The following is a 17,201-nucleotide window of genomic DNA, read 5'->3' on the forward strand; positions in this document are numbered from 1 at the left end:
GCGAACTACTTGATATCGCGTGCCTGACCTGACGCCCTGAGCTCCGCGAGCGTCTTTCCAAGGCAACTCCCGCCGGCATCAGAGCCAACCGCCTTGGCCGCGCCGTCCAGCGTGATCGTACCGGCGAAGTTGTCAGAAGCCTGATAGGTTGCGGTTCCATCCGCAGTCACCTTGGACAGATAGAAGGCGTGCTGGGTGCCCTTGTATTCGCAGGCAACGGCAAACGGAAATTGATCGAACAGGACGCCTTCGGCACGTGCCGAGGTACCGAAGGACTGAACGCTGGTCGCAACCAGCAGTACTGCCAGAGACTTGGACATATTCGCAGAGCGTATGCGCACCATCGATCCCCCAACCCAGTTAGATAAAGGTATCCGTCGAGCGCGATGGTGCCGCCTAGCGTGCGCTTTGACAAGCCCGACTGGCAGATTCAAGCACAGCAAATATCGACCAGCGGTTGGCCGCTCCTTCCCGCTTCAAGCGGATGGCGCCAAGGAACAGGCGGCAGGCGTCACGCCAGCGCAAACAAGATCGTTCTGAACGGCCAGTCACGCCGGATGGCTGAAGCGGGCGATCTGCGCGCCCCGCATCAGGTTGCGGAAATTCGCGCCGCTCATGTGCACCAGCGTCCGGTGATCGCCGCCTTCGAAATAGACGTCGCTGACATCGCCGAGGCTTTCGTCTAGCAGCACCGGCACGTCATAGGCCGAACCAACCGGCGGCACGGCGCCGATGTCGCAATCGGCAAAGAGATTGCAGACCTCCTCTTCCGAAGCGAGGCCGAGGCGGCGGTCCATTACGTCCTGCAGGGTCGAGAGTTCGACCCGGTGCGTGCTCGGCACGACGGCGAGCACGTAGCCCATTTCGTGGTGAACGACCACGGATTTGGCAAGCCGGCTGCCCGGCACATGCGCCGCCCGCGCCGTCTGGCTGGTGGTCGCGGTGCGGTGGTGGTCGACGGTGTCATAGGCGACACCCGAACCGTCGATATAGTCCTGAAGTTTTCTGGCGATCGTCATCGTCGACACCCCTTCTCTCTCGTGGTGGCGCGGAGAGGTTATTGTCCTCCCATCCCTCACGAAGTCAACGACGGGCGGCGACGATCCTGTTCGGCAGCAAAGGGAGCGCCTGGTCGCGCGGCGACATTTGCGAGACCGGCAACGGCCAGGCGATCGCGAGCCCCGGATCGAGCGGGTTAAGCCCGCCTTCGGCCTCGGGCGCATAGGGCTTGTCGTGCAGATAAATCAGCTCGCAATCCTCGGTCAGCGTCTGGAACCCGTGGGCAAAACCGCCAGGGATCATCATCGAGCGACCATTGTCCGCACTCAGCACCTCCCCGTGCCATTGCAGATAGGTCGCAGAATCCGGCCGCAGGTCGACCGCCACATCGAAGACAGCGCCGGAAAGGCAGGAGACGAATTTCGCCTCGTCGTGCGGCGCCTGCTGGAAGTGCAGGCCGCGGATCGTGCCTGCTGCCTGCGTCAGGGTATGGTTGATCTGCGCGATCTTTCCATCGCCGCCGAAATCGGCCAGCGCCTCGCGACAAAAGAAGCGCGAGAAGAAACCGCGATCATCGCCCCTGCGTTGCCGCTCGACGACGATGAGACCCGCTATGGGTGTAGAAATTCGATCGAATCGCGACATGGTTCCTTCCGCCAGAGACCAAGGACTACCCGTCTTTTCGCCCTTAAGAAACCGGCCTTGACCGTATTTGCAATTGCCGACATGAAAGCGTTCACAGGAAAGCGTTGCGAATCGGCGAAAGCGCCAGGGATCGCGATTCGCGGTCGAGAGCGTATCCATAGGTTGTATCCGAAGAAGGGCATCAGACAGCAATGGCAGTGGAAGACGATCGTCTCGCATTCGAAGCCCACAAGACCGAAATGGCCCTTGCGCTCGGCAAGGATCAGGGCGCTTTCCAGCAGGCACACGACACTGTGGTAGCGCTCGACAAGTACGACTACTCCTATCTCTGGTCGTTCATGGGCGTGCCGATCATCCAGATGCCGGCCGATGTCATGGCGACCCAGGAGGTCATCTGGAACACCAAGCCAGACATCATCATCGAGACGGGCGTTGCCCGCGGCGGCTCGATGATCTTCATGGCCGCAATGCTGCAACTGATCGGCAAAGGCAAAGTCATCGGCGTCGATATCGATATCCGCGCCCACAATCGTGACTCGATCGAAAACCACCCGATGTCCTCGCGCATCACGCTGATCGAGGGGCCGTCGACGACGGCCGAAACGCTGGCGAGGGTCGCGGCCGAAATCCCAGAGGGTGCTTCGGTCATGGTGGTACTCGACAGCGACCACAGCCGTGATCACGTGCTGGACGAATTGCGGAACTACGGATCTCTGGTGACCGAAGGGCAATATCTCGTGGTCGCCGACACGCTGCTTGGCTATGGCGACGCGTCTCAGACACCTACGAAGCGCTCGAAAATCTGGCATCCGGGCGATGAGCCCTACGCCGCGCTCAACGCCTACCTCAAGGAAACGGATCGCTTCGAAACGGACCCGGTTCTCAACGGCAAGCTTGTGCTTTCGAGCTCCCCCGGAGGCTATCTGAAGTGCGTGCGCAACTAGGAACCGGAGATATCCCAAGCGCGCTGTTCGAGAGTCCTTGCCACGACACGGATGGAGACCTCGACACCATCTTCGCGCCGGACGAGCCCCACGTATGACCGCCGTCGTCATCTCCCAGCCGATGCTTTTTCCCTGGCCGGGCTTTTTCGAACAACTGGCGCTTGCCGACGGCTACATCTACCTCGACGATGCCCAATTCTCGAAAGGCAGCTTCACCAATCGCATCCAACTCCTGAAAGGCAACGATCGTTGCTGGATGACGATACCGCTTGCGGGAAAAGGAAGCTTCCAGAAGATCCAGGACCTTTCGGCGACCGCCGACAACTGGCGCGCCAGCCATCGCTCGTTGCTGCGCCAGTCGCTTGATGGCGCGCCCTACATCGATGACGCGCTGGCAATCTTAGACGAGGTCTACGCCAACGACAGCCTGTGTGATCTTCTGATTGCGAGCACCGAGGTCCCGGCCCGCTATCTCGGCATCGGCTTCGAACGCACCATCCGGCGCTCCCGCGACATGGCTTCGAATGGAACGTCCTGGCAGCGCGTGCTCGACCTGGTGCTTGAGGCGAATGGAACGCGCTATCTGACCGGACACGGCGCTGCCAACTATCTCGATCATCAGGCCTTCGAAGCTGCCGGTGTTTACGTCGAATACATGAATTACAGCTGCACGCCGTGGCCCCAGCCCCGCGAAACCTTCACGCCTTATGTTTCCGTCCTGGACCTCATTGCGCGCACTGGGCCCGATGCGCGCAAGCATTTGTTACCAAAAACCATTTCGTGGCGGGAATTCCTGAAGGAGGAAGCAAGCGTATCATGAAGAACGGCACCATCATTTCCGAAAGCGCGCGCCAGGAATTCGAGACCAAGGGTTATCACGTCGTACCCGGCTTCTACGACATTCAGTCAGAGATTGCCCCGATCCACGAAGGCATCCGCCAGACCCTCGAACTGATCTGCAACAAGTACGGCGTCGACGCCCCGACCGACACGGCGCACGAGGCGATGACGATCGCCTATCGCAAGCTCATTGCGGTCAACCGCTCTTGGGGCGGTGAAGTCTATGATGCGATAAAGCAGATCCCTGCCTTTATGCGGCTCGTCAGCTCGGCTGCCAACGACGAGGTCTTTAAGGCACTTCGGCCCGGCAGCATCCCGGGCATCGCAGCTGGCGGCTACGGCATGCGCATCGACAATCCCGGCGAAGAAAAGTTCCGCGCGCAGTGGCATCAAGAATTCCCCTCGCAACTGCGCAGTGTCGACGGCATCGTTTTCTGGACGCCGCTTTTGCCGGTCACCGAAGACATGGGCCCGGTCCAGATTGCCGAGGGGTCGCAGGCCGAAGGTCTCGTTCCGGTCTATGAAGACGACGCCGGCGCTGGCAAGACCGGCGCCTATGCGTTGCATCTTCACAAGGGTGAAGAGCGGCTTGCCCGCTACAAACAGGTCGCTCCCTTGAGCAGGCCCGGCGATCTGATCCTGATGGACTTCCTGACCTTGCATCAGTCGGGTCACAACGTTTCGCAGACGCCGCGGTGGAGCATCCAGTTCCGCTATTTCAACTACGCCGAGCCGCTCGGCATCCGCATCGGCTGGAAGGGCTCGTTCGCCGCAGGCGTAAAGTTCGCCGAGGTTCTGCCGGAGCTGGTTGCACCGCAGGGAGAATTGGCATGACGAACTGCCGTGTGTGCGGCGGCCACATTGGCGCACCGACCTACGACGTGCCCGCGCCGGCGCTGACCTCGATCATGACGCTGCTCGACGTACCGACACGCGTCTTCGTCTGCGGCGCTTGTGGACATGCGCAAAGCGACGATATTCCCGATATCCAAGCCTTCTACGACACCGGCTACCGGATCTCGCTGACCAGCGAAAATCATGATCAGATCTTCGCGGTCGCAACCGATGGCACGATCACCTATCGCACCGATCACCAGGCCGCACTGGCGCTGCGGTTGCTCGATCTGCCCGAGGGCGCCTCAATCCTCGACTATGGTGCAGCAAAGGCAGTGACACTGCGCAAGATGGTTGCGAACCGCAGCGACTTGCGTCCGCACGTCTTCGACGTCAGTGCCGATTATGCGGCCGCCTGGCAGGGCTGGGTGCCGGAAGCGGCCCAGGCCACCTACGCCGCGCCCGAAGGCTGGCAGAACAAGTTCGACGCCGTCATGAGCCACTTCGTCATCGAGCACGTGGCCGATCCCGTCGGCTTCATGCGCGACGTGCGCAACCTCCTGCGGCCGGGCGGCAGCTTCCTGTTTTCCATGCCCGATGTCGCCGGCAACCCGGGCGACATGGCCGTCGCCGATCACGTCAACCATTTCAGCGAAGCCTCGCTCGCCCATGCCCTGGCAAGCGTCGGGTTCGAACTGCAGGTGATTGACTCGACCTCGTTCCCTGGCGCCTTCTTCGTCGTTGCAAAGCGCGCGGAAGCGACCGTCGAGGCCGCCCACACGTCGAAATCCGCCGCCGATGCGGCCAAGGAAGCCCGCGACATCTGCGCCTTCTGGGATCGGGCGTCGGAAACGCTCGCGGGCGGGGCAGATCGCTACGCCAAGCGCAAGGTCGCGATCTACGGCGCCGGTTTCTACGGAAGCTGGATCTACTGCCGGATCGGCCAGGCCGTCGATGTCGTGGCATTCCTCGACCGCAACGAGAACATGAAGGGCGCCACCCATTTCGGCATCCCGGTGCTTTCGCCTGAGGACCTGCCAGCGGAAGCCGAAGCACTGTTCATCGGTCTCAACCCGCTGAAGGCCCGCGCTGCGATTGCCGCGCAACCCTGGCTGCAGCGGCCTGGGCTCGACCACGTCTGGCTCTGACAAGAGCACACAGCAAGAAGCCGGAGCGGGACGAAAACTCGACAAAATCCCGCCCGGCATCCACGCCTCTTTCGAACTCCCGGTTCTCACCAAGCGCTCCCCATGAAACCCCGCATCCTCTACACCAAACCTTCGATCACCGACCGTGAAGTGACCTATGCGACCGATGCGGCGGCCAATGGCTGGGGCGAGCGCTGCTACGACTACATCAACCGCTTCGAGGCGGCCTTCGCCGCGCATCTCGGCACGACGCACGCGATCTCGACATCGAGTTGCACCGGCGCGCTGCACATGGGGCTTGCCGCACTCGGCGTCGGCCCCGGCGACGAAGTGATCCTTGCGGACACCAACTGGACGGCGTCTGCCGCGCCGATCGTTCACCTCGGCGCAAAACCGGTCTTCGTCGACGTGCTTGCTGATAGCTGGTGCATCGATCCGGAAAAGGTCGAAGCGGCAATCACGCCAAGAACCAAGGCGATCCTTGCGGTTCACATCTACGGCAATCTCTGCGACATGGACCGGCTGCTTGAGATCGGCGCCCGGCACGGCATTCCTGTTGTCGAGGATGCGGCCGAAGCGCTCGGGTCCGAGTGGCATGGACGCAAGGCCGGGTCGCTCGGCGCCTTCGGCGCCTTTTCCTTCCACGGCACCAAGACGGTCACGACCGGCGAAGGCGGCATGTTCGTCACCAGCGATGCGAAGCTCCATGAAAAGGTGTTGACGCTCTCCAATCACGGCCGCGCCCGCGGGCAAAAAAAGCAGTTCTGGCCGGACGAGATCGGTTTCAAATACAAGATGTCGAACCTGCAGGCCGCCGTCGGCCTCGCGCAGATCGAGCGCGTCGGCGAGCTGGTCGATCGCAAGCGAGAAATCTTCTACGCCTATCGCGAGCAGCTTGCAGGCGTGAACGCCATTGCCATGAACCCAGAGCCGGAGGGAACGAAGAACGGCTTCTGGATGCCAACCGTCGTCTTTGCGCCGGAAACCGGCGTCACCCGGGAGGCTCTGCAGAACGCCTTTGCGGCCGAGAACATCGACGCCCGTGTCTTTTTCTGGCCGCTGAGTTCGTTGCCGCCCTTCGACGAGGTGCCAGCGAACACCGTGGCCTATGACCTGCCCGGCCGCGCGATCAACCTGCCGAGCTATCACGACATGACATCCGACGAGATCGGCCGCGTGGTCGAGGTCCTGCGGGGCTGCCTCGCCGCCTGAGAGCAGGCGCGCGCAGACCACCTCCGCGCAAGGTCGCCAGGATATTAGGACTTTGCAATGCGCCATGCCGAGTGGCCGGCGCAAATACGGGGCGGTCGCATGAAAATCGTCATTCTCGCCGGTGGCTACGGCACGCGGATCTCGGAGGAGAGCCATCTCCGGCCAAAACCGATGATCGAAATCGGCGGGCGGCCGATTCTCTGGCACATCATGAAGATCTACAGCCACTACGGCTTCTCGGATTTCGTGATCTGCCTCGGCTATCGCGGCTACATGATCAAGGAATACTTCGCCAACTACGTGCTGCATTCCTCCGACGTCACCTATTGCATGGCGACGGGTGAAACCCTGTTCCATTCGAACAAGGCCGAGCCCTGGCGCGTGACGCTCGTCGATACCGGAACGGACTCCATGACCGGCGGGCGCCTGAAACGCGTGGCCGACCATCTCGGCGATACGTTCTGCCTCACCTATGGCGACGGCGTTGCCGACATCGATATCAAGGCGCTGACCGACTTCCACCGCCATCACGGCCGCCAGGCGACGGTCACCAGCGTGGTCCCGCCCGGCCGATATGGCGCGCTTGCTGTCAGCGACGGGCGGGTCAGAAGCTTCATCGAAAAGCCGGCAGGCGACAACGGTCACATCAATGGTGGCTTCTTCGTCCTCAACCGTTCGGTGCTCGATCGCATCGAAGGCGATCAGACGCCGTTCGAAGCGGAGCCTCTGGAAGGTCTCGCCGCAGACGGCCAGTTGATGGCCTTCGAACACGCCGGTTTCTGGCGCCCGATGGATACGTTGCGCGACAAGAACCAGCTCGAAGACCTCTGGCAGAGCGGAGCGGCCCCCTGGAAAGTCTGGGCATGAGCAGGCTTGCGGACCCGTCCTTCTGGGCCGGAAAACGGGTGATGCTGACTGGTCACTCCGGCTTCAAGGGAAGCTGGGCCCGCCTGTGGCTGACACAAATGGGCGCTGAGGTGACCGGATACGGCCTGTCACCGGCGGCCACCCGCTCGCTGCACGCACTGCTCGGATCGGAATCGGCCACCAACGAACATTTCGCCGACATCCGCGACGGCGACACGCTCGCATCCGCCGTCCGCGCTTGCGACCCGCAGATCGTCCTTCACATGGCGGCCCAGCCTCTGGTTCGCGAAAGCTACCGGACGCCGGTCGAAACCTTCGACGTCAACGTCATGGGCACGGCGCGCCTGCTGGAGGCAACTCGCGCAGCCCCTGCCCTCAAGACCGTCCTTGTCGTCACCACCGACAAGGTCTACCGCAACGACGAAAGCGGCCGGCATTTTCCGGAAGACGCCGTGCTTGGCGGCCATGATCCTTATTCCGGTTCGAAGGCCGCCTGCGAGCTGGTCGTTTCGACCTGGCGGGATTCCTATCTGCGTGAGCGCGGCATAAGGGTGGCAACCGCCCGTGGCGGCAACGTGCTCGGCGGCGGCGATTTTTCCGCGGACCGGCTGGTTCCGGATATCGTTCGCGCTGCCCTTACGGGCGAGACGCTGGACATCCGGAGCCCGATGGCGACACGTCCCTGGCAGCACGTGCTCGACTGCCTCAACGGATACTTCGTCTATGCCGAGGCGCTTCATGGCGGCCAGACCGATGTGGCGGCGCTGAATTTCGGCCCGGCTCCGGACGAGCGACAGATCCCAGTTCGGGACGTTGCCGCCGCCATCCAGACCGCGATGGGCTTGCCCACGCAATGGCGTGACGCGTCATCCGAGGACCAGCCGCACGAAATGAAGTCGCTCGGCCTCGATCCGGCGCTTGCCGGACGGACGTTGTCATGGGCAACCCGTCTATCGCAGGACGAGGCGATCGCCTGGACCGCCCACTGGTATGACGGCTGGCGCCGCGGCGCTGACGCCCGTGATCTGACACTCAGCCAAATCGACGCATTCATGAGAGGCTAACGACTTCGATGTCCCACAACTGCCGTTTCTGCTCGACACCGCTCAAGACCGTCGTTGCCGACCTGGGCTCCACGCCCTGGTCCAATTCCTTTCTCGAACCGACGAAGGAAGCCATCGCCCGCGAGCGATCGTTTCCGCTGAAGGCGATGGTCTGCTCCGAGTGCCTGCTGGTGCAGACGACGGAAAACGTGCCGGCCGATGAAATCTTCACCGACGGCTACGCCTACCTCTCTTCCTTCTCCACAAGCTGGCTCGAACACGCACGCCGCTACGCCGAGAGCATGACCGAACGCTTCGCGCTCGATGACAATTCGCAGGTCGTCGAGATCGCCTCGAACGACGGCTATCTGCTGCAGTATTTCGTTGCCAAGGGCATCCCGGCGCTCGGCATCGAACCGGCCGCCAATGCCGCGCGACTGGCCGAGGAGCGGCAGGTCCCGACCGAGGTCGCCTTCTTCGGACGGGAGACGGCAACCGAACTCGTCAAGCGCGGCATTCGCGCCGATCTCACGGCGGCCAACAACGTGCTCGCCCATGTGCCCGATATCGCCGACTTCGTCGGCGGCTTCGCCATCCTGCTGAAGCCCGATGGCGTTGCGACGTTCGAGTTCCCACATTTGCTGCGTCTGATGGAAGGCGTGCAATTCGACACGATCTACCACGAGCACTATTCCTATCTGTCGCTGGCGGCCGTCGAACGCATCTTCGAAAGCTCAGGCCTCAAGGTCTTCGACGTCGAGGAACTGCCGACCCATGGCGGTTCGCTGCGCGTCTATGCGCAGCTGAGGTCCGGCGTGCGCGAGACCACGCTGGAACTCGAGCGGTTGCGAGCGACTGAGGCGCTTGCCGGGCTGATGCGGATGGAGACCTACACGGCATTCGACGACCGCATCGCCGCCGTCTGCAAGGATTTTCAGAACTTCCTGGCGAACGCCAAGGCGGAGGGAAAAACCGTAGCCGCCTATGGCGCCGCTGCGAAAGGCAACACGTTCCTCAATGTCTGCGGGCTGTCGCCCAGCGAAATCGCCTTTGCCGTGGACCGCAATGACCTGAAGCAGGGCAAGCTCCTGCCCGGTACCCATATTCCGGTGCACGCGCCGACGGTCATCGAGGATGCAAAGCCCGATTATCTCGTCATCCTGCCCTGGAACCTGAAGACCGAGATCGTCGCCGACAACGAGGCGATCCGCGACTGGGGCGGCCGCTTCGTCGTCGCCATTCCGAAGCTGAGCGTCTTCTAATCCTAGACGCCAGGAAGTGTGGACAGTCCTCAACCAGACCGCGTTGAGCCGCCCAAAATCGACTTTATTGATCGCCTTAGGTCGCTTTGCCGTAAATTCGGTGACTTTGCCGTAAATTCGGCACGATCTAAGTGAACGTCAGGGTTGGCGTGGGTATTGACGGTTGAAAAAAATGCACCCAAGGAGGTGCTATGTCCACGATTGACCTATGCCTTGTCGCCACCCGGCGCCCGGACCTGCTTGCCCAGACGCTGGCGAGCTTCCGGGACAAAATCTTTTCCAGGCTCGACCTGCGCGGCGCCTACCTCAATCTCGATCCGGTTTTCGGATCGGAGGAGGATCATCGTGCCTGCGTCGAGATATTCCGCAACCATTTTCCCGACGGAACCGTGTTCCAGCCCGAGAGCCCGGGCTTTTGTGCGGCCGTCGCGAAACTCTGGTCGGCCACCAGCGCCGACTACGTCTTCCACCTGGAGGACGACTGGATCTCGCTGAGGGACATGGGCGAAGAACTGCTGGCGCCCTTCGCGGACCCGGCGATCAGCCAGGTCTCGTTCCACACGGCGGACCAGAACTGGAATATCCGCCGCAAGGGCCATTTCCATCGGCGCAACGAATACGCGTATCTGTTCGGGATCAAGATCCCGCTGTTTCGCACTTTCCCGAAATTCACGACGTCGCCGTCGATCCTTCGCGGCGACTTCGCGCGGCAATGCGCCGGCCTGATGGACCTCTCGCGTGATCCGGAAAAGCAGTTCTATTCGGGCGTCAACCCGGCGATGGAGGCCTATGTCGCCAGTCGCCGCAACTATATCTTCTCGCCCGAGGCGCAGCCGGTCATCAAGGATATGGGCCGGGAATGGCGCGAGCAACGCCGCATCCAGAAGGTGATCACCGACTCGACCTCGGTCTGGCGGCAAAGCGCCTAAGCGGCCGGGCCTGGACCGGATGGCTCGAAACGAAGCGATACAAGCGGGACGATGGCCCCGCTTGTATCGGTACCTTCACGCAGTCACGGCAGCGTCCTTGCGCTGAAAGCCCTTGCTCGCGACCATAAGGCTGCGCGTGTAATCTTCACCGATACGCCCGGCGACGAGGTCCGCCGAGGACAAGCGCTCGACGACGCGTCCACCCTGCATCACCGCCAACCGATCACACATATGGGTGACGACACCGAGATCGTGGCTGACCATGATGAAGGTCAGCTTATGGTCGCGCCGGACCTGTTCCAGGAGATTCAAGACTTCCGCCTGGACCGAGGCGTCGAGCGCCGAAGTCGGCTCGTCGAGCAGCAGGATCGAGGGTTCAAGGATCAGCGCCCGGGCGATCGCAACGCGCTGGCGCTGACCGCCCGACAGCTGGTGCGGATAACGGAAGCGGAAACCCGACCCGAGACCGACCTCGTCAAGCGCCTTCAGGATGCGCCGCTCGCCGTCGGCCACGCCGTGGATCGCCAGCGGCTCCAGCAATTGCCGGTCGATCGTCTGGCGCGGGTGCAGCGAGCCATAGGGATCTTGAAACACCATCTGCACGGCGCGGTAGAAGGCCTTGTCGCGCTTTGCCCCCTGCAGAACACGATCATGCACGCGAATGGTGCCGCCGGTGACGGGCGCGAGACCGGCGATCGCCCGAAGCAAGGTCGACTTGCCCGATCCGGACTCGCCGACGAGCCCGAAGGATTCGCCCGGCGCAATCTCGACGCTGACGTCGTTCAGCGCCTTGAACTCGTCATAGGTGACGGAAAGGTTCGAAACGGAAACGGCTGAGGTCATTGGGCCCACTCCGGCTTGCGGTCGAGAACCGGCAGAGGATGACGATCGGATCCGATCGCCGGCATGCAGTTCAGCAAACCTTGGGTATAGGGATGCTTGGCATTGGCAAGCTCGGACGCCGCCAGTTCCTCGACGATCCGGCCGGCATACATGACGATCACGCGGTCACAGAAGGACGACACGAGCCGCAGATCGTGCGACACGAAGACCAGACCCATGCCTCGATCGGCGACGAGCTTGTCGAGGATGCCAAGCACTTCGAGCTGTACCGTCACGTCGAGCGCCGAGGTCGGCTCGTCGGCGATCAAGAGTTCCGGCCCGGCAACCAGCATCATCGCGATCATCGCGCGCTGGCCCATGCCGCCCGAAACCTCGTGCGGGTAGAGATCGTAAACGCGCTTCGGATCACGGATCTGCACCGCGGCCAGCATGTCGAGTGCCCTCTCCCGGGCCTCGCCGCGGCTGACATTTTCGTGCTGCCGTAGCGTCTCGACGATCTGCCGGCCGATGCTCATCACCGGGTTCAACGAGTACTTGGGGTCCTGCAGGATCATCGCGATCCGCTTACCCCTGAGATCCCGGCGGACCTTCGGCGATGCGGAGAGCAGGTCGATGCCGTCAAAGTTCAACTGCTTTGCCGTCACCTGCGCATGACCAGGCGTCAGCCCCATGATCGCCCGGCCGGTCTGCGACTTGCCGGAGCCGCTTTCGCCGACGATGCCGAGGCGCTCGCGGCCGAGCGTGAAGGAGACGCCGCGCACGGCCTCGACGAGGCCGGTGCGGGTCGGGAACGAGACCTTGAGGTCTTCAACGGTCAGAAGCGCACTCATTGGCCGCTCTCCCGCGGATCGAGCGCGTCGCGCAGACCGTCGCCGAGCAGGTTGAAACCGAGGCTGACGATCAGGATCGCGATGCCGGGCATCGTTGCCACCCACCACTGGTCGAGGATGAAACGGCGACCGGAAGCGATCATGGCGCCCCATTCCGGCAGCGGCGGCTGTGCGCCGAGGCCGAGGAAGCCGAGGCCCGCGGCCGTCAGGATGATGCCGGCCATGTCGAGCGTGACACGCACGATCAACGACGACATGCACATCGGCATCACATGGCGGAAGACGATACGGATCGGCGATGCGCCCATGAGCTGCACGGCGGCGATGTAGTCGGAGTTGCGCACCGTCAGCGTCTCGGCGCGGGCGATACGCGCATAGGGCGGCCAGGAGGTGATGGCGATCGCGATGACGGCGTTCTCGATGCCCGGTCCGAGCGCTGCCACGAAGGCGAGCGCCAGAACCAGTTTCGGGAAGGCGAGGAAGATATCGGTGATACGCATCAGCACTGCGTCGACCCAGCCGCCAGCATAGCCGGCGACAGCGCCGACGATGAGCCCGACAGGTGCTGCGATGATCGCAACGAGAAGCACGACGGCAAGCGTCAGCCGCGAACCATGGATCAGCCGCGAGAGAATATCGCGGCCGAGATCGTCGGTGCCGAGCAGGTAGCCGGGGGTTCCCGGCGGCAGCAGACGGGCGTTGGCAAGATCCCCGATATAGGGCGAATGCGGCGCCAGGAAATCGGCGAAGGCGGCAACGAAGACCAACGCCAGCAGGATGAGCAGGCCGAGAACGGCGAGCTTGTTGGCGGCAAAACGCTGCCACGTCATATAGGCACGGCCAAGCCGGGCCTGGGTGCGCGACTGCGGGCGATCGGACAGCAGCCATTCGCGACGCGTCATCGCACGGGTTTCGGTAACGGTACTCATCGCTGGCGCGTCCTCGGGTCGAGCGTCCGGTAGAGAAGATCGGACAGGAGATTGATGCCGATGAAGACCGAACCGATGATGATGGTGCCACCAAGCACGGCGTTCATGTCGGCATTCTGCAGCGAGTTGGTGATGTAGAGACCGAGACCTGGCCAGGCGAAGACGGTTTCCGTCAAGACCGAGCCCTCGAGCAGGCCGGCATAGGAGAGCGCAATCACCGTGACGAGCGGCACGGCCGCGTTCCGGAGCGCGTGGCCCCAGATGATCCGGGTCTCGGACAGGCCCTTGGCGCGCGCCGCGACGATGTACTCCTGCTGCAGCTCGTTGAGCATGAAGCTGCGCGTCATGCGGCTGATATAGGCGAGCGAGAAGTAGCCGAGCAGCGAGGCCGGCAGAATGATGTGGCGGAACACATCCCAGAGCACGTCCCACTGCCGCTGCCAGAGCGCGTCGAACAGGTAGAAGCCTGTGATCGGCGTGAACGTGTACTCGAACACGATATCGATACGGCCGGGATAGGCGACCCACTTCAGCCGCGCGTAGAACACCAGCAGCGACAGGAGCGCCAGCCAGAAGATCGGCACGGAATAGCCGACAAGGCCGATGACGCGCACGATCTGGTCGGCAATGCTGCCGCGCTTGACGGCCGCAAGTACGCCGAGCGGAACGCCGAACAGGGCGCCGATGAGCGTGCCGAGCGTCGCGAGCTCCATGGTCGCCGGGAAGACGCGGCGGATGTCGGTCATCACCGGATTGGTCGTCAGCACCGAAACGCCGAAGTCACCGGTCAGCGCCTGGCGGACATAGATGAAGAATTGTTGGTAGAGGGGCAGATTGAGCCCCATCGCCTCGCGCGTCCTTTCGACGACATGCGTCGGCGCCCGGTCGCCGAGAACGGCCAGAACCGGGTCGATCGGGATTACCCGGCCGATGAAAAAGGTGACGGCCAGAAGGCCGAGATAGGTGGTGACGACAACGACAAGAAAGCGCAGCACCGCTGCCACGATCTTACCGGGACGGGCGCGTTTGCGCCCGCCCACTGTCCCTGTTGCGCTCATGCTCAAGGGAACGATCCTTTCGGTTTATTCCTTCGAGACGGCTTATTCTTTGGTGATGCCGGCGACGAAGTTGGTGTCGAAGCTCGGACCGAGCTTCAGGCCCTTGACGTTGCCGCGGTAGCCGGCGACTTCGGTCTGCTGGAAGATGATGACGAACGGGCTTTCGCCCAGCACCGTCTTCTGCAGTTCCTTGTAGGTCTCCGCACGCTTGGCGCTGTCGCGCTCGAGCAGAGCGTCCTTGGTCTTCTTCGTCAGCTCCGGAACGTCCCAGGCATTGCGCCAGGCAAGGGTCTTGTTCTTGCCTTCGTCGGAGTTGTCAGGGTTGCTGGTGAAGGTTTCGGCGTTCGAGTTCGGGTCGAAATAGTCCATGCCCCACTGACCGATATACATGTCGTGGTTACGGGCACGATACTTCGTCAGCGTCTGCTTGCCGTCGCCGGGGATGATTTCGAGCTTCACGCCGGCCTGGCCCAGCGTCTGCTGGAAGGACTCGGCAATGCCGGTGACCGGCTGGCCGTTGCGAACGTCCATGGTGACGGTGAAGCCGTCGGCAAGGCCGGCCTTGGTCAGCAGTTCCTTCGCCTTGGCAACGTCGAGCTTGTAGGGGTTCTCGTCGAGTGCACCCAGAACGCCCTTCGGCAGGAAGCTCTGGTGGATCTCGCCGATGCCCTTGATGAGGGTCGAGCCGATGGCATCGTAGTCGACCAGATACTTGAACGCTTCGCGCACTTCGGGCTTTGCGAGGTTCGCATTCTTCTGGTTGAGGCTGATGTAGTAGACCGTGCCCTTCGGCGCGTTCGTGGTGGCGAGGTCGGCATTCTTCGAAACGGCGTCGAAATCGCCCGGCTCGAGGTTGCGTGCCACGTCGATATCGCCCGCTTCAAGCGCCAGGCGCTGGCCCGAGCTTTCCTTCATGTGGCGATAGATGACGCGAGCAAGCTTTGCCTGTTCGCCATAGTAGTTTTCGTTGCGCTCGAGAACGATGACTTCGTTGGCGCGCCATTCGCGCAGCTTGAATGGGCCCGAGCCGGCATAGCCGGTCTTCAGCCATTCATTGCCGAAGTCGTTGTCATACTTGTACTCGTCCGTCGGCGTGACCGGCTTGACGTTTTCGAGCACGAGCTTCTTGTCGAGCACGGCGCCCACGGTTGCCGTCAGGCAGTTCAAGACGAAGCTCGGCGCATAGGCCTGATCGACGGTGAAGACAAAGGTCTGCGCGTCCGTTGCCTTGGCCTTTTCCGTCACGTTGTCGCCCGTAAGGCCGAACTGGGTGAGGATGAAGGCCGGGCTCTTGTCGAGCTTCACGGCACGCTCGAAGGACCAGGCGACGTCTTCAGCGGTCACCGGATTGCCGGAAGCGAACTTCAGGCCGGGCTTCAGCTTGAACGTATAGGTCAGGCCGTCGTCGGACACGGTCCAGCTGTCGGCGAGGTCGCCGACGACCTTGGTCGTGTCGTTGATGTCGAGGCGCACCAGCATGCTGTAGGTGTTGCCGGTGATTTCGGCCGCGGTCAGCTCGAAAGCTTCGCCCGGATCCATGGTAATCACGTCGTCGATCGCAAAGGCTTCGACCAGCGTGTCCTTCGGCGTTTCCGCAAAGGCCGGTGCGGTTGCAGCCATCACCATGGCCAGCGCCGCAGAAGCCGTCAGAAGACGAAGACGTCCATTGAGCTTGTGCATCATGTTTGCAGTTCCCTCGTTTGCGCCCTTTTGGGCCCCTTCTTCATGGGTTCAGGCGGCCTCGTGCCAAGCCTGTCCCAGAACTCTCCACCAGTTCTCCCGGCATATCTTTGCCAGTTCGGCATCACCATATCCGGCGCTTCTGAGCGCCGCAACGAGCGCCTGACTACCGGCCGCATCAGCAATCTCCTCGGGGATCGTTGCCCCGTCGAAATCCGACCCGAGTGCGACGCAGTCGATGCCCATGCGCTCGATGAGATAGTCGACATGGCGCACCATGTCGGAAAGCGGCGTTGCGGCATTTTCCTGGCCGTCGGCGCGCAGCATCGTCGTCGCGTAATTGAGCCCCACGAGGCCCTTGCTTTCGCGGACGGCGTCGAGCTGCTTGTCGGTCAGGTTGCGCGCGACCGGGGTCAGCGCATGCGCATTCGAATGGCTGGCGACCAGCGGCTGGTCGGTGGTCTTCGCCACGTCCCAGAAGCCCTTCTCGGTGATGTGTGCAAGATCGATCAGAATGCCCAGACGGTTGCAGGTCCGCACGAGCTCGAAGCCGGCGTCCGTCAGTCCGGGTGCGGTGTCCGGAGACATCGGATAGGAGAACGGTACGCCATGACCGAAGACGTTGTGGCGGCTCCAGACCGGCCCGAGCGAACGCAGGCCAGCGGCATAGAACGTTTCGAGCGCGGAAAGATCGGCGCCGATCGCTTCGCAGCCTTCCATGTGGAGGACCGAGGCGAAGACGCCGGCCTCGACCGCCCTACGGATTTCGGCGGTCGACCGGCAGAGCTTCCACGCCCCTGCCCGGTCGAGGCGGACGGCGATATCGGCGAGCTCCATGGCGATCGCCAGCGACGGCAGGTGCTCGAGCGGTGCCGAAAGCGGCGTTTCGTAGTGACCGTTCTCGTTCGGCGGCTGCAGGACGAGATCTCCCGAGGGCACGTAGATTGCCGAGAGGCCACCAACGAGACCGCCCGCCTTGGCGCGCGGCGCATCGATATGGCCCTGGTCGATGCCGTCGACGAATTCGCGTACCGGGTCCTGGCCCTTCCGGGCGTTCTGCCACAGACGCAGAAGCACGTCGTTATGGCCATCGAAAACCGCCTGCATTCCTGAATTTCCTTATCATTTCAGGGAGATC

General features: G+C 62.6%; 18 protein-coding genes. 9 read left to right on the forward strand and 9 right to left on the reverse strand.

Annotated elements, in window-relative coordinates; translation table 11 throughout:
- Nucleotides 1–5 precede the first annotated feature (5 nt).
- From ASD63_RS07000 to ASD63_RS07010, 3 genes are all read right to left on the reverse strand, one after another.
- A complete protein-coding gene (locus tag ASD63_RS07000) occupies nt 6–320 on the reverse strand; it encodes a hypothetical protein (protein WP_051659302.1) in 315 nt (104 codons plus the stop codon).
- Between the two features lie 228 nt (nt 321–548).
- Entirely contained in the window at nt 549–1,019 is a 471-nt protein-coding gene (locus tag ASD63_RS07005; protein ID WP_034794215.1) for an aminoacyl-tRNA deacylase, read from the reverse strand.
- Nucleotides 1,020–1,083: 64 nt separating this feature from the next.
- Nucleotides 1,084–1,644 (reverse strand): dTDP-4-dehydrorhamnose 3,5-epimerase family protein, encoded by a 561-nt coding sequence (locus ASD63_RS07010; RefSeq protein ID WP_034794218.1) that lies wholly within the window; start codon nt 1,642–1,644, stop codon nt 1,084–1,086.
- A 191-nt stretch (nt 1,645–1,835) separates the two neighbouring features.
- Here ASD63_RS07010 and ASD63_RS07015 point away from each other — a divergent pair, with 191 nt between their 5' ends.
- The 9 genes from ASD63_RS07015 (at nt 1,836) to ASD63_RS07055 (ending at nt 10,723) form a co-directional block, all read left to right on the forward strand.
- On the forward strand, nt 1,836–2,588 hold the full coding sequence (locus ASD63_RS07015) for a CmcI family methyltransferase (protein ID WP_034793950.1): 753 nt from the start codon (nt 1,836–1,838) through the stop codon (nt 2,586–2,588).
- A 94-nt stretch (nt 2,589–2,682) separates the two neighbouring features.
- Nucleotides 2,683–3,408, forward strand: a complete 726-nt coding sequence (locus ASD63_RS07020) for a WbqC family protein (protein ID WP_034793960.1) — start codon at nt 2,683–2,685, stop codon at nt 3,406–3,408.
- Complete coding sequence (locus ASD63_RS07025) at nt 3,405–4,262, forward strand: phytanoyl-CoA dioxygenase family protein (protein ID WP_060528921.1); 858 nt, start codon at nt 3,405–3,407, stop codon at nt 4,260–4,262. Before ASD63_RS07020 ends, ASD63_RS07025 begins: the two co-directional genes overlap by 4 nt.
- Nucleotides 4,259–5,410, forward strand: coding sequence for a class I SAM-dependent methyltransferase (locus ASD63_RS07030; RefSeq protein WP_034793964.1), 1,152 nt, complete (start codon nt 4,259–4,261; stop codon nt 5,408–5,410). The genes ASD63_RS07025 and ASD63_RS07030 overlap by 4 nt, the downstream gene beginning before the upstream one ends.
- A 102-nt stretch (nt 5,411–5,512) precedes the next feature.
- On the forward strand, nt 5,513–6,622 hold the full coding sequence (locus ASD63_RS07035) for a DegT/DnrJ/EryC1/StrS family aminotransferase (protein WP_034793966.1): 1,110 nt from the start codon (nt 5,513–5,515) through the stop codon (nt 6,620–6,622).
- A 99-nt stretch (nt 6,623–6,721) separates the two neighbouring features.
- Nucleotides 6,722–7,489 carry a glucose-1-phosphate cytidylyltransferase gene (gene rfbF / locus ASD63_RS07040; RefSeq protein ID WP_034793969.1) on the forward strand — a complete coding sequence of 256 codons (768 nt, stop codon included), beginning with the start codon at nt 6,722–6,724 and terminating at the stop codon, nt 7,487–7,489.
- Nucleotides 7,486–8,553, forward strand: a complete 1,068-nt coding sequence (gene rfbG / locus ASD63_RS07045) for a CDP-glucose 4,6-dehydratase (protein ID WP_034793972.1) — start codon at nt 7,486–7,488, stop codon at nt 8,551–8,553. Before rfbF ends, rfbG begins: the two co-directional genes overlap by 4 nt.
- Nucleotides 8,554–8,561: 8 nt before the next feature.
- The gene (locus ASD63_RS07050) at nt 8,562–9,794 is read left to right on the forward strand and encodes a class I SAM-dependent methyltransferase (protein ID WP_034793975.1); all 1,233 of its coding nucleotides are present in this window, start codon (nt 8,562–8,564) and stop codon (nt 9,792–9,794) included.
- 191 nt (nt 9,795–9,985) lie between these two features.
- Nucleotides 9,986–10,723: a hypothetical protein gene (locus ASD63_RS07055; RefSeq protein ID WP_226020614.1), complete on the forward strand. Its 738-nt coding sequence runs from the start codon at nt 9,986–9,988 to the stop codon at nt 10,721–10,723.
- Nucleotides 10,724–10,798: 75 nt separating this feature from the next.
- On the opposite strand, the gene ASD63_RS07060 is transcribed toward ASD63_RS07055, so the two are convergent.
- The 6 genes from ASD63_RS07060 to ASD63_RS07085 are packed head-to-tail and all read right to left on the reverse strand — an operon-like array spanning nt 10,799 to nt 17,170.
- On the reverse strand, nt 10,799–11,566 hold the full coding sequence (locus ASD63_RS07060) for an ABC transporter ATP-binding protein (protein ID WP_034793978.1): 768 nt from the start codon (nt 11,564–11,566) through the stop codon (nt 10,799–10,801).
- Nucleotides 11,563–12,396 carry an ABC transporter ATP-binding protein gene (locus ASD63_RS07065; protein ID WP_034793982.1) on the reverse strand — a complete coding sequence of 278 codons (834 nt, stop codon included), beginning with the start codon at nt 12,394–12,396 and terminating at the stop codon, nt 11,563–11,565. Before ASD63_RS07065 ends, ASD63_RS07060 begins: the two co-directional genes overlap by 4 nt.
- Complete coding sequence (locus ASD63_RS07070; RefSeq protein ID WP_034793984.1) at nt 12,393–13,325, reverse strand: ABC transporter permease; 933 nt, start codon at nt 13,323–13,325, stop codon at nt 12,393–12,395. Before ASD63_RS07070 ends, ASD63_RS07065 begins: the two co-directional genes overlap by 4 nt.
- A complete protein-coding gene (locus ASD63_RS07075; protein ID WP_034793987.1) occupies nt 13,322–14,383 on the reverse strand; it encodes an ABC transporter permease in 1,062 nt (353 codons plus the stop codon). Before ASD63_RS07075 ends, ASD63_RS07070 begins: the two co-directional genes overlap by 4 nt.
- A gap of 42 nt (nt 14,384–14,425) precedes the next feature.
- Nucleotides 14,426–16,066 (reverse strand): ABC transporter substrate-binding protein, encoded by a 1,641-nt coding sequence (locus ASD63_RS07080; protein ID WP_034793990.1) that lies wholly within the window; start codon nt 16,064–16,066, stop codon nt 14,426–14,428.
- Nucleotides 16,067–16,114: 48 nt separating this feature from the next.
- On the reverse strand, nt 16,115–17,170 hold the full coding sequence (locus ASD63_RS07085; protein ID WP_034794001.1) for a dipeptidase: 1,056 nt from the start codon (nt 17,168–17,170) through the stop codon (nt 16,115–16,117).
- Nucleotides 17,171–17,201: the final 31 nt, after the last annotated feature.

Source organism: Ensifer sp. Root558, assembly GCF_001427045.1.
Lineage (GTDB): Bacteria > Pseudomonadota > Alphaproteobacteria > Rhizobiales > Rhizobiaceae > Ensifer > Ensifer adhaerens.

Excerpts from the sequence above, each read along its gene's own strand:
- ASD63_RS07030 (WP_034793964.1), top strand. The coding sequence starts at position 4,259 with ATGACGAACTGCCGTGTGTGCGGCGGCCACATTGGCGCACCGACCTAC.
- ASD63_RS07070 (WP_034793984.1), bottom strand. The coding sequence starts at position 13,325 with ATGAGTACCGTTACCGAAACCCGTGCGATGACGCGTCGCGAATGGCTG.
- rfbG (WP_034793972.1), top strand. The coding sequence starts at position 7,486 with ATGAGCAGGCTTGCGGACCCGTCCTTCTGGGCCGGAAAACGGGTGATG.
- ASD63_RS07085 (WP_034794001.1), bottom strand. The coding sequence starts at position 17,170 with ATGCAGGCGGTTTTCGATGGCCATAACGACGTGCTTCTGCGTCTGTGG.
- ASD63_RS07035 (WP_034793966.1), top strand. The coding sequence starts at position 5,513 with ATGAAACCCCGCATCCTCTACACCAAACCTTCGATCACCGACCGTGAA.
- ASD63_RS07020 (WP_034793960.1), top strand. The coding sequence starts at position 2,683 with ATGACCGCCGTCGTCATCTCCCAGCCGATGCTTTTTCCCTGGCCGGGC.
- ASD63_RS07060 (WP_034793978.1), bottom strand. The coding sequence starts at position 11,566 with ATGACCTCAGCCGTTTCCGTTTCGAACCTTTCCGTCACCTATGACGAG.
- ASD63_RS07075 (WP_034793987.1), bottom strand. The coding sequence starts at position 14,383 with ATGAGCGCAACAGGGACAGTGGGCGGGCGCAAACGCGCCCGTCCCGGT.
- ASD63_RS07000 (WP_051659302.1), bottom strand. The coding sequence starts at position 320 with ATGTCCAAGTCTCTGGCAGTACTGCTGGTTGCGACCAGCGTTCAGTCC.
- ASD63_RS07050 (WP_034793975.1), top strand. The coding sequence starts at position 8,562 with ATGTCCCACAACTGCCGTTTCTGCTCGACACCGCTCAAGACCGTCGTT.
- ASD63_RS07065 (WP_034793982.1), bottom strand. The coding sequence starts at position 12,396 with ATGAGTGCGCTTCTGACCGTTGAAGACCTCAAGGTCTCGTTCCCGACC.
- ASD63_RS07025 (WP_060528921.1), top strand. The coding sequence starts at position 3,405 with ATGAAGAACGGCACCATCATTTCCGAAAGCGCGCGCCAGGAATTCGAG.
- rfbF (WP_034793969.1), top strand. The coding sequence starts at position 6,722 with ATGAAAATCGTCATTCTCGCCGGTGGCTACGGCACGCGGATCTCGGAG.
- ASD63_RS07010 (WP_034794218.1), bottom strand. The coding sequence starts at position 1,644 with ATGTCGCGATTCGATCGAATTTCTACACCCATAGCGGGTCTCATCGTC.
- ASD63_RS07055 (WP_226020614.1), top strand. The coding sequence starts at position 9,986 with ATGTCCACGATTGACCTATGCCTTGTCGCCACCCGGCGCCCGGACCTG.
- ASD63_RS07080 (WP_034793990.1), bottom strand. The coding sequence starts at position 16,066 with ATGATGCACAAGCTCAATGGACGTCTTCGTCTTCTGACGGCTTCTGCG.
- ASD63_RS07005 (WP_034794215.1), bottom strand. The coding sequence starts at position 1,019 with ATGACGATCGCCAGAAAACTTCAGGACTATATCGACGGTTCGGGTGTC.
- ASD63_RS07015 (WP_034793950.1), top strand. The coding sequence starts at position 1,836 with ATGGCAGTGGAAGACGATCGTCTCGCATTCGAAGCCCACAAGACCGAA.